The organism is Luteimonas deserti (assembly GCF_013425765.1).
Taxonomy (GTDB): domain Bacteria; phylum Pseudomonadota; class Gammaproteobacteria; order Xanthomonadales; family Xanthomonadaceae; genus Luteimonas; species Luteimonas deserti.
Map to the genome: position 1 here is coordinate 88884 of NZ_JACCJZ010000014.1, position 11246 is coordinate 100129.

The 11246-nt window shown below is 70.0% G+C and carries 7 protein-coding genes; 6 read left to right on the forward strand and 1 reads right to left on the reverse strand.

Features of this window, described 5'->3' with window-relative positions; genetic code table 11:
- The first annotated feature begins 33 nt into the window (after positions 1-33).
- On the forward strand, positions 34-627 hold the full coding sequence (locus H0E82_RS07740) for a class I SAM-dependent DNA methyltransferase (RefSeq protein WP_180544890.1): 594 nt from the start codon (positions 34-36) through the stop codon (positions 625-627).
- A 162-nt stretch (positions 628-789) separates the two neighbouring features.
- On the forward strand, positions 790-2166 hold the full coding sequence (locus H0E82_RS07745) for a polyhydroxyalkanoate depolymerase (RefSeq protein ID WP_180544900.1): 1377 nt from the start codon (positions 790-792) through the stop codon (positions 2164-2166).
- Between the two features lie 435 nt (positions 2167-2601).
- Here H0E82_RS07745 and H0E82_RS07750 read toward each other — a convergent pair whose 3' ends face one another.
- A complete protein-coding gene (locus H0E82_RS07750; RefSeq protein WP_180544891.1) occupies positions 2602-3987 on the reverse strand; it encodes a DEAD/DEAH box helicase in 1386 nt (461 codons plus the stop codon).
- Between the two features lie 424 nt (positions 3988-4411).
- Here H0E82_RS07750 and H0E82_RS07755 point away from each other — a divergent pair, with 424 nt between their 5' ends.
- From H0E82_RS07755 to H0E82_RS07770, 4 genes are all read left to right on the forward strand, one after another.
- On the forward strand, positions 4412-4774 hold the full coding sequence (locus H0E82_RS07755) for a hypothetical protein (RefSeq protein ID WP_180544892.1): 363 nt from the start codon (positions 4412-4414) through the stop codon (positions 4772-4774).
- Positions 4775-4778: 4 nt separating this feature from the next.
- A complete protein-coding gene (locus H0E82_RS07760) occupies positions 4779-6626 on the forward strand; it encodes a monovalent cation:proton antiporter-2 (CPA2) family protein (protein ID WP_180544893.1) in 1848 nt (615 codons plus the stop codon).
- Between the two features lie 161 nt (positions 6627-6787).
- Positions 6788-8866, forward strand: a complete 2079-nt coding sequence (locus tag H0E82_RS07765; protein ID WP_180544901.1) for a M13 family metallopeptidase — start codon at positions 6788-6790, stop codon at positions 8864-8866.
- A 222-nt stretch (positions 8867-9088) separates the two neighbouring features.
- Positions 9089-11116 carry a M13 family metallopeptidase gene (locus tag H0E82_RS07770; RefSeq protein WP_180544894.1) on the forward strand — a complete coding sequence of 676 codons (2028 nt, stop codon included), beginning with the start codon at positions 9089-9091 and terminating at the stop codon, positions 11114-11116.
- Positions 11117-11246: the final 130 nt, after the last annotated feature.

An 11246-nucleotide genomic window follows, 5' to 3' on the forward strand; every position in this document is an offset into this window, starting at 1 on the left:
CTAGACTGCCTGCCCCTGTCCAGCCGGTGCCCCATGACCAAACACTACGACCGCGCCTATTTCGACCGCTGGTACCGCCGCGGCGACATCGGCGGCCCCGCGCGTCTGGCGCGCAAGGTGGCACTGGCGGTCGCCACCGCCGAATACCATCTGGAACGCCCCGTGCGCAGCGTGCTCGACGTCGGCTGCGGCGAGGGCGCGTGGCGCGCACCACTGTCGAAGCTGCGCCCGGGAGTGCACTACATCGGTTTCGACAGCAGCGACTACGCGGTGTCGCGCTTCGGCCGCACACGCAATCTGCATCGGGCGCGCTTCGCGGACTTCGCGCTGCTGCGGCCCTGCCCACCGGTGGATCTGCTGGTGTGCAGCGACGTGCTGCACTACCTCGACACGCGCGAGCTCGACCGTGGCCTGCCGGGACTGGGCGAGCTGTGCGGCGGCGTCGCGTTTCTCGAGACGTTCACCCGCGAGGACGGTGTCGACGGCGATGCCGACGGGTTCAAGCCGCGGCCGGCCCGCTTCTACCGCGAACGCTTCGCGACCGTCGGCTTCCGGGCACTGGGGTCGCATTGCTGGCTGTCGCCGGCCCGCGCAGAGGCGGCGACCGCCCTCGAAGCGGCCGGCTGACCGTCTGCGGGCTCCAGATCCGCCAGTTGCCGCCGATCTCCTGCTGGCGGATCCGTCGCACGGCCCGGCCTGCCGGCCCGCCTGCCCGGGTGGCGCAGCAGCCGCGATTCATCGCGATTACACTATGTTGCAACGCAACACCACCGGACTCGTTACCCCATGCTGTATTACCAGATGCACGAACTCGGCCGCGCCTGGATGAAGCCGTGGACGCTGCTGGCCGATGCGACCGCGCGGGCCTTCGGTGCGGACACGACGTGGCTGTCCCAGGTGCCCGGCGCGGACCGGGTCGCGGCGGCCAACGAGCTGCTTTACCGCATCGGCAAGGACTACGAGAAACCCGCCTTCGGCATCCACGCGGTCGACAACGACGACACCGAACGGACCTATCCGGTGGTCCAGCTCGACGCCCTGGTCAAGCCGTTCTGCAAACTGCTGCGCTTCAAGCGCTACACCGACGATCCCGCCCACCTCGAAGTGATTAAGGCGCAGCCGACCGTGTTGGTGGTGGCCCCGTTGTCGGGCCACCACTCCACCCTGCTGCGCGACACCGTGCGCACCCTGCTGCGCGACCACAAGGTCTACATCACCGACTGGATCGACGCGCGCATGGTGCCGGCCGAGGCCGGCGCCTTCTCGCTCGACGATTACGTGGCCTACATCGAGGCCTTCATCCGGCACATCGGTGCCGAGGACCTGCACGTGATCAGCGTCTGCCAGCCTACGGTGCCGGTGCTGGCCGCCGTGTCGCTGATGGCCGGGCGTGGCGAGCCGACGCCGCGCTCGCTGGTGATGATGGGCGGTCCGATCGATACGCGGGAATCGCCGACCTCGGTCAACAACCTGGCGACCGAGAAGCCGCTGGAGTGGTTCGAACAGACCGTGATCCACCCGGTGCCGGCCAACTACCCGGGCCGCGGGCGGATGGTCTACCCGGGGTTTCTGCAGCACATGGGCTTCATGGCGATGAACCCCGAACGTCATCTCGAATCGCACTGGGATTTCTACCGGAACCTGCTCAAGGGCGACGACGAGGACGCGGAATCGCACCGCCGTTTCTACGACGAATACAACGCGGTGCTCGACATGCCGGCCGAGTACTACCTGGACACGATCCGCGTGGTGTTCCAGCAGCATCTCCTCCCGCGCGGCCGCTGGGACGTGGCTGGCGAGCGGGTCGACCCTTCGCAGATCACAGGCACGGCGCTGCTGACGATCGAAGGCGAACTCGACGACATTTCCGGCGCCGGGCAGACGCAGGCCGCGCACACCCTGTGCACCGGCGTCGCTGCCGCGCACCGCGCGCACATCACGGTCGAAGGCGCCGGTCATTACGGCATCTTCAGCGGCCGTCGCTGGCGCAACCAGGTCTATCCGCAGGTGCGCGACTTCATCGCGCGCCATGCGTCCGCGCCCGCCGCCGGTACGCAGGCGAAACCGCCAGCCGGCGAGGCACCTGGGGTCACGCGCGCGCAGACTGCCCGCAAGACCGCCGGGGCGGCGCCTGCGAAGCGGCGCAGGACCAACCGCGCCGTCTGAGCGGAAGATCCGGCCTTTCCAGGGTCGCGTGAGGCAGCGGCGAACACGAGGGCCTGCCGGACAACCGGCAGGCCCGCTGCGTGTGGACCCGCGGTCGCCACGAGGCGCGCACGGCGGTCGTCGCCGATCCCCGACGTCGCTCGCCGCACCTGCCGTGCATCCGATGGCGCTGTGGAGGCCGAACATGGCTTTCGGGTCCGAGCCCGGTGCACGGCGCGCGCCGTCCGGATCCGGAAGCACGGCTGCCGTCGTCTCCGGCCTGGCGGCGACGGCGTCCCGCATCGCGTCGCGCCGCGAATCGCGCGATGTCTCCGGGATGACGGACCGCGCCGCGCCGGTCACATGCGGATCACCGCGCCTGAAGGCGAAGCACAAAAAAAACCCTCCCCCGGAGCCGGGAGAGGGTCACGTGTCACTGCAGCCTGGGCGCGGGGGTCAGGCGCGCGTCGCGGGGCGCGCGCCCTGCGCACGGCCCGCTCCCGGACGGTGCTGCTTGGGACCGGCATGCGCGTGAGCGCCGCGATCGGCCGGCTTGCCATGACCCCGGTTGCCCGAAGCCTTGCGCGGCGGACGCTGGCCGCCCGGGGCCTGGTCGCCCATGCGCGCACCCGGACGACCGCCCGACGGCTGGCGACGCTGGCCCCCGCCGTTCTTCGGGATCGGCGCGTCCAGCCGGACCGGCTGGCTCGGCGCGAAGCCTTCGACCACGTCCATCGTGATCTCGGCGTTGAGCATGCGCTGGATCTGGCGCAGCAGGCCGCCCTCTTCCGGCGACACCAGCGACAGCGCCTCGCCCGACGCGCCGTTGCGGCCGGTGCGGCCGATGCGGTGCACGTAGTCCTCGGCCACCATCGGCAGGTCGTGGTTGATCACCAGCGGCAGGTTCGGGATGTCGAGACCGCGCGCGGCCACGTCGGTGGCGACCAGGATGCGGGCGCGGCCGGACTTGAACATGTCCAGCGCCTTCTGACGCTGCGCCTGGCTCTTGTTGCCGTGGATCGCGACGGACGGCAGGCCCGACTCGGCCAGCTGCTCGGCAAGGCGGTTGCACCCGTGCTTGGTCTTGCCAAACACCAGCACCTGGTCGGTGTGGCGCTTGGACAGCAGTTCGACCAGCAGGTCGCGCTTGCGGTTGTTGTCGACCGGATGCGCACGATGCGCGATGGTCTCGGCGATCGTGCTGTTGGCCGCCACCTGCACCTGCTTGGGATCGCGCATGAACTCCAGCGCCATCGCCTTGATGCGCGGCTCGAACGTGGCCGAGAACAGCAGCGTCTGACGCTGCTTCGGCACGCGGTTCATGATGCGCTTCATCTGCGGCAGGAAGCCCATGTCGAGCATGCGGTCGGCTTCGTCGAGCACCAGGATCTCGACCGCGTCGAGCTTGGCGTGGCCGCTGTCCATGTGGTCGAGCAGACGGCCCGGGCAGGCGATCAGCACGTCGACGCCGCGGCGCAGGTTGTCGATCTGCGGCTGCATGCCGGCGCCACCGAAGATCGTGGTGACGTTCATGCGCAGATGGCGACCGTAGGTCTTGAGGTTCTCGGCGACCTGCACCGCGAGTTCGCGGGTCGGCACCAGGATCAGCGCGCGCGGCTTGCGCGGGCCCTTGGGCGGGGTTTCCTTGGCCAGGCGCTGCAGCAGCGGCAGGCCGAACGCGGCGGTCTTGCCGGTGCCGGTCTGGGCGCCACCCAGAACGTCGTTGCCGCCGAGGATCAACGGAATCGCCTGCTCCTGGATCGGCGTGGGAGTCGTGTAGTCGGTTTCGGCGAGCGCGCGCAGCAACGCGGGCGACAGCCCGAGGGTTTCGAACGTGGTCATTTGATGCTCCTGTAAGCCAGCGCCTGCCCCGGCGGTCCGCATTCCGCGGACGACAGCCGACAGGCCGTGCGATGGCGATGGACCCGGAGCTATCCTGCGAACCGCGCTGCGAGTACCGATGTGACGGTGACGGGAAACGACCCGGACCGTGTCTGCGCGACGATAGACGTGCGGGGGTAAGAACCGGTGCGACGCGGCGCGTCGGCGGCATACCAGGATCGTGACCTCGGTCCGGAAGGACGTTCGGTGGGCGACCGCGAGCAGAACCCGCGCAGTCTACGCCAATGCGCCGGTGCGTGCAGGGCCGTGATGCATCCGCTTCACTGCCGCTCAGCTGCGTGCAATGCAGCGTCGCCTCGCCGGCGCTGGGCGGGCCGCCCAGCCTGTGGCACGCTCGCGCCATTCAGCAGAAGGGGGATTTCGCATGGCTTCCGGGTCCGGCGCGCACGGCGCCGCCATCACCGCCGCCCGCTGGGCACTGGCCAGCCTGTTCGTCGTGCTCGGCGCCTGGCGCATCTGGGCCGCGCTCAACGGCGTTGCGCTGTCGAACGTGGCGCTGCTGCTGAGCGTCTGCGAGTTGCTGCTCGGCGTGCTGATCCTCGCCGGCTGGCACCTGCGCTGGACGGCGCTGGCGGCCGTCGCCCTGCTCGTGGCCGATGCGGTGATGTCGCACCCGTTCTGGGCGGTCCGCGCGGGCGCGCGCGACGTCCAGCTGCTGCACTTCATGAAGAACATCGCGATCGCCGGCGGTTTTCTGCTGCTCTCCGCCATCGCACCCCGGCGCTGACGCCATGAGCGACGCCGCGCACGAGACCACCCATCAGCTGATCCAGGTCGTCGCGCTGCTCGGCGCGGCGGTGGTCGCAGTGCCCCTGTTCCGCAAGCTCCGCCTGGGCTCGGTGCTCGGCTATCTGGCCGCGGGGCTCGCGATCGGGCCGTTCGGTCTCGGCCTGTTCTCGGATCCGCAGTCGATCCTGCATGTCGCCGAACTCGGCGTGGTGCTGTTCCTGTTCCTGATCGGGCTGGAAATGCGCCCGTCGCACCTGTGGAGCCTGCGGCGCCAGATCTTCGGTCTCGGCGCGTTGCAGATCGTGCTGGCGATCGCAGCGCTGACCCTGGTTCTGCGCGCGTTCGGCTTCACCGGCGCGGTGGCGTTCGTCGGCGCGTCCGGCTTCGTGATGACCTCGACCGCCGTGGTCATGCAGCTGCTGTCGGAGCGTGGCGACATCGCACTGCCGCACGGGCAGAAGATCGTGTCGATACTGCTGTTCGAGGACCTGCTCATCGTGCCGCTGCTGGCGCTGATCGCATTCATGGCCCCGGCGCAGGCGACGGCCGTGGACGCGGCGTCGCGCTGGGCTTCGGTCGGGATCGGCATCGGCTCGCTGGTGGCCCTGATCGTCGCCGGCATCTACCTGCTCAACCCCATGTTCCGCATCCTCGCCGCAGCCAAGGCGCGGGAGGTGATGACCGCGGCGGCGCTGCTGGTGGTGCTGGGCGCGGCGCTGCTGATGCAGCTCGGCGGGCTGTCGATGGCGATGGGCGCGTTCATCGCCGGTGTGCTGCTCTCGGAATCCTCGTTCCGGCACCAGATCGAAGCCGACATCGAGCCGTTCCGCGGCATCCTGCTCGGGCTGTTCTTCCTCGGCGTCGGCATGGCGCTGGACCTGGCCGTGGTGGCGAGCAACTGGCCGCTGATCGTGGCCGGCGTGCTGGCGCTGATGGCGACCAAGGCCGCCTGCATCTACGTGGTCGCGCGCCTCACCCGCAGTGCCCACCGCGAAGCGCTCGAACGCGCGGTGCTGATGGCCCAGGGCGGCGAGTTCGCGTTCGTGCTGTTCGCGGCCGCGGCCGGAAGCGGCCTGGTCGACGCGACGGTCAACGCCAATTTCACCGCCATCGTCGTGCTGTCGATGGCGGTGACGCCGTTGTTCGTACTCGCCAGCGGCCCGCTCACCGCGCGCCGCGGGACGGCCACGCTCGACGGCGTCGATGCGGTGGCGGACCAGAGCGGCAGCGTGCTGATCATCGGCTTCGGCCGGTTCGGCCAGGTCATGAGCCAGTCGCTGCTGGCGCGGGACGTGGATGTGACCATCATCGATACCGACATCGAGATGATCCAGAGCGCGGGTGAGTTCGGCTTCAAGGTCTATTACGGCGACGGCACCCGGCTCGACGTCCTGCACGCTTCGGGCGCACACCGCGCACGCGCGATCGCCGTCTGCGTCGACGACCGCGATGCGGCGGACCGGATCGTCGAGCTGGCGGCCGACGCGTTTCCCCAGGCCCGACTGCTCGTGCGCGCCTACGATCGCGAGCATGCCCTGAAGCTCGTCAACGCCGGTGTCGATGTGCAGGTGCGCGAGACCTTCGAATCGGCCGTGCTGTTCGGCGCCGCGGCGCTGCGCGCCCTGGACGTTCCGGCCGACGAGGCCGATGCGATCGCCGCCCAGGTGCGCCGCCTGGATGCCGAACGCTTCGAGCTCGAACTCGCCAGCAACGACACCCGCGCGGGCATTCCGCTGCTGCTCAACAACACCGCGGCGCCCGCCCCCAGACCGGCTCCGCTGACGCGTCCACGACGCGAGGGGCGGCGGCTCAACGACGCGGCGCAGGCTGGCGACGGCCCGCCGGCCTGAGCCCGCGGCCGGGCCGGCGGTCGGCTGCGGCCAGCCCCGGGGCCGTGACCTTCGACACCCTCAGCGTGTCCGGGCGCAGGCGTAGAGTGCGGCCACCCCGGGCGTCGCCCGGTGGTCCTACCCTTCCGGAGATTCCCGTGATTGCCACCGCTCCCAAGCGCCTGCTGCTGACCTGTTCGGTCGTGCTGGCGCTGTCCGCCTGCTCGGGCGGCCAGGACACCGCACCGGCCGCCGATGCCGCGCCGGCCCGCGCACCCGCCACGCTCACCCTCGACGAGAGCACCCTGCCGGGCGTGAACCGGTTCGAAGTCGGCGATCTCGACACCAGCAAGAACGCCTGCACCGATTTCAACGGCTACGCCAACGGCAAGTGGCTGGCGGCCAATGCCATCCCTGGCGACCGTTCGTCGTGGGGCGCGTTCGAAATGCTCGACGAGCGCTCGACCGCGATCCAGCGCCAGCTCGCCGAGCAGTCCGCGGCGGACACCGGGGCGACCGGCGTGGAGAAGATCGTCGGCGACTTCTGGGCCACCGGCATGGACGAGGCGAAGATCAACGCCCAGGGCGTGGAACCGCTGAGGGACCGCCTGTCCGCGATCGACGCGCTGGCTGACGGGCCGGCGGTGGCCGAGTACCTGCGCCAGGCCTATGCGCGTGGTGAAGGGCCGTTGTTCGGCTTCGGCCCGGAAGCCGATTTCGACGCGCCCACGATGAATATCGCCTACGCGATGCAGGGCGGCCTGGGCCTGCCCGACACCACCTATTACACCGATGCCGACAAGGCCGAGGTGCGCGACCAGTACGTCGCCCACATCGCCCGGGTGCTCGAACTCTCAGGCGTGCCGGCCGCCGACGCGGCGACGCAGGCCGGCGCGGTCCTGGCGTTCGAGACGCGTCTGGCCTCGAAGTCCAAGTCGAGCGTCGAGATGTCGCGCGACGTGAAGCTGTTCTACAACCCGGTCACCCCCGCGCAGGCCGATGCGCTGTCGCCGAATTTCCCTTGGACGCGCTTCTTCGAGTCGCAGGGCATCGCAGTGCCCGAGAAGTTCTCGCTGGCGATCCCCGAATTCCACCGGGAAGTCAGCGCGATGCTCGGCGACACGCCGGTGGCGGACTGGCGGAGCTACGTGCGCTTCCATCTCGTGGACGACGCCTCGCCCTATCTCGGCGAGGCCTTCGTGCAGGAGAACTTCGAGTTCTACGGCAAGACGCTCCGCGGCCAGAAGGAACTGCGCGAGCGCGGCAAGCGGGTGCTCGGCGCGCTCAACGAGCACGCCGGCGAGACCCTGGGCCAGCTCTATGTGCAGGTGGCGTTCCCGGCCGAATCCAAGGCGCGGATGGAAGCGCTGGTGGCGAACCTGTCGGAGGCGCTCAAGCTGCGCATCGAGAACCTCGCCTGGATGAGCGACGAGACCAAGGCGCGCGCGATGGAGAAGTGGGCTTCGTTCACGCCCAAGATCGGATATCCCGACAAATGGCGCGACTGGAGCGGCCTGCAGACCTCGCGCGACAGCTACATCGGCAACGTGCTCGCGGCGAACGCGTTCAATCACAGGTGGATGCTGTCGAAGATCGGCAAGCCGGTCGACAGGACCGAGTGGGGCATGACGCCGCAGACGGTCAACGCGTACTACAACCCGCTGCAGAACGAGATCGTGTTCCCGGCCGCGATCCTGCAGCCGCCGTTCTTCGATCCGGCGGCATCGGACGAGATGAACTACGGCGGCATCGGCGCGGTGATCGGCCACGAAATGACTCACGGCTACGACGACCAGGGCAGCCGCTTCGGGCCGACCGGCAAGTTCGAGAACTGGTGGACCGCGGCGGATGCGACCGGCTTCACCAGCCGCACCGATCTGTTGACCTCGCAGTTCGATGCCTACGAGGCGGCGCCGGGCAAGCATGTCGACGGCACGCTGACCCTGGGCGAGAACATCGCCGACCTCGGTGGCCTGGCGACCGCCTACGACGCGATGAAGAAGGCGGCCGGCGACACGCCCGACCCGATGACCGACGGGCTCACGCGCGACCAGCGCTTCTTCCTCAACTGGGCCACGGTGTGGCGGCGCAACTTCACTCCGAAGGAGCTCGACGTGCGCCTGAAGACCGACTCGCATGCGCCGGCCAACTTCCGCGCGATCGGCGCGCCGTCCAACCTGCCGGCCTTCGCCGCGGCGTTCTCGTGCAAGGCGGGCGATCCGATGGTCCGCGACGGCGACCGTCAGGTCGTGATCTGGTGACCGGGAAGACGTGACGACGGAAAGCCCGGCAGCGATGCCGGGCTTTTTTTTGCCGACGGGCGCCATGCCGGCGGATGCCGGCAACGACCGGCCCGGGGACTCGCCCGCGTCCGCGGAGCGGCTCCGTTGCCGGGGTGCGGACGGCGCGCGTGGCCGCCTGGCGCACGGTCCCGGGGTGCTGCGCTTGCTAGACTTGCGCGCCTCACGCCCACGGATTCCGCAATGCCGATCCTGCACACGTTCGCACGCCCCGCCCTGCTCGCCGCCTCGATCACGTTGCTGGTCGGCCTGAGCGCCGATGCCGACGCCCAGCAGCGCCGCCGCGCCGCGGCGCCGAAGGCCCCGCCGCCGGTCACCGCCTGCAGCGACCTCTACACCTTCGTCAACACATCGTGGCTGGAAGCCAATGTGCTGGTCGCCGGCCAGGGCACGCGTTCGGCCTTCGGCGAGCTGCAGGCCACCGCGCTCCAGCAGCAGCACGATCTGCTGAACGCGGCGATGCAGGCGCCGCAGAACGATCTGCAGCGGCTGCTTGGTGACTTCTGGGCGAGCGGCCTGGACGAGGCGGCGGTGGAAGCCGACGGTGCACGCCCGATCGCACCGCTGCTCGCGCGCATCGACGGCATCCGGCGCAACCGCGACGTGGCCCCGGCGATCGCGGCGCTGCATCAGGTCGGCATCCCGGTGCTGTTCAAGTTCGGCGCCGAGGTCGACGTCGACGATCTCAGCCGGCATCTCGGCTACTTCGCCCAGGGCGGACTCGGGCTGCCGGATCCGGCGTACTACAGCCGTGGCGACGCCAGGACCCAGGAAATCGTCGCCCAGTACACCCAGTACGTGCGCAACATCCTGACCCTGGCCGGCACGCCCGAGGCGCGGCTGGAGGCGGATACCGCGCTGGTCATCGATCTCGAGCGCCGGATCGCCGCCGTGTCGCGTCCGAACGCCGAGCTGCGCGATCCGCGTTCGCAGTATGCGCTCGTTGCCACCGCCGACCTCGGCAAGCAGTACCGCCGTCTGCAGCTGGGCGAGTTCCTCGCTGCGCAAGGCGTGCAGGCCGAGCAGGTGTCGCTGGCCAACCCGGCCCTGTTCCAGCATCTCGATCTGCTGGTCAATTCGCTCAAGCCCGAGCAGTGGAAGGCCTATCTGCGCTTCCACATCGGCGATGCCATGGCGCCCTACCTCTCGAAGAGCTTCCGCGACGCCGAGTTCGACTTCCACGGCCGCATCCTGCGCGGCGAAAACGCGCAGCCGACACGGCAGCAGCTGGTGCTGGGTGCGATCAACCGCGCCGCCGGACCGATGCTCGCCCGCGAATACGTCGGCCGCCATCTGCCGGACGCGACCCGCAGCCGCGCCGAAACCATCGCCGGTCAGGTGCGCGACGCACTCGCCCGAAGCGTCGAGCGCAGCACGTGGATGAGCGATGCGGCGAAAGCCGAAGCCACGGCCAAGGTCGCGAACCTCAAGCTGGAGATCGGCGCGCCGGTGGAGGACATCGATTTCACGATGCCGCCGATGGGTCGCGGCAGCTTCGGCGGCAACATGCTGATCGCCTCCACCTGGCGTCATGCGCAGGAGATGCGTCGCATCGGTCAGCCCAACGCCGCGCGCCGCTGGGATGTGCTGCCCCAGTCGCCCGCACTGGCCTACGATCCGGCGCAAAACCGCCTCATCGTGTCGGCGGCCGTGCTGCAGCCGCCGGTGCTCGACACCGCGGGCGACCCCGCGAGCCATTACGGCACCTTCGGTGCGCTGGTCGGCCACGAGCTGAGCCGCGCGGTCGATGTGAAGGGCAAGTTCGTCGACAGCCGCGAAGCCGTGCGCACCTGGTGGACCCCGGCCGACGATGCGGCCTGGCTGCAGGCGACCGACCGACTGGTCGCGCAGTACAACGCCTATCCCTATCCGGGCCTGAGCGCGGTGAACGTCGACGGGGCCCGCACCCGCGACGAGAACGCCGCGGATCTCGCCGGCGTCGAGCTCGCGTGGGACGCCTTGCTGCGCGCCAGCCCCGAGCTGGCCAAGGACGGGCGCGAAGCCTTCTTCCGCGGCTGGGCACAGATGTGGCGCCAGCAGGTGGCCAGCGATTCGGCCACCCGCGCCGCGGCGACCGCGCCGCAGGCCCCGGGCCAGTGGCGCGCGAACGGGCCGGTCTCCAACCTCCCCGCCTTCAGCGAAACCTTCGCCTGCAAAGCGGGCGACGCGATGATGCGGCCGGCCGCGGACCAGGTTTCGATCTGGCGCTGAGCCGCGCGAGCGGTCCACCGGATGACGCGCCCTTCGGGGCGCGTTTTTTTTGGCTCGCGCGTGCATGCCGCGATGCGGGAGCGGACCACGGCACGTCGTGCGGCCGGCCCGGCGGTCGACCGGAGTCGGG

Coding starts and splice junctions, on each gene's coding strand:
- H0E82_RS07755 (WP_180544892.1), top strand. CDS start 4,412: ATGGCTTCCGGGTCCGGCGCGCACGGCGCCGCCATCACCGCCGCCCGC.
- H0E82_RS07740 (WP_180544890.1), top strand. CDS start 34: ATGACCAAACACTACGACCGCGCCTATTTCGACCGCTGGTACCGCCGC.
- H0E82_RS07770 (WP_180544894.1), top strand. CDS start 9,089: ATGCCGATCCTGCACACGTTCGCACGCCCCGCCCTGCTCGCCGCCTCG.
- H0E82_RS07750 (WP_180544891.1), bottom strand. CDS start 3,987: ATGACCACGTTCGAAACCCTCGGGCTGTCGCCCGCGTTGCTGCGCGCG.
- H0E82_RS07760 (WP_180544893.1), top strand. CDS start 4,779: ATGAGCGACGCCGCGCACGAGACCACCCATCAGCTGATCCAGGTCGTC.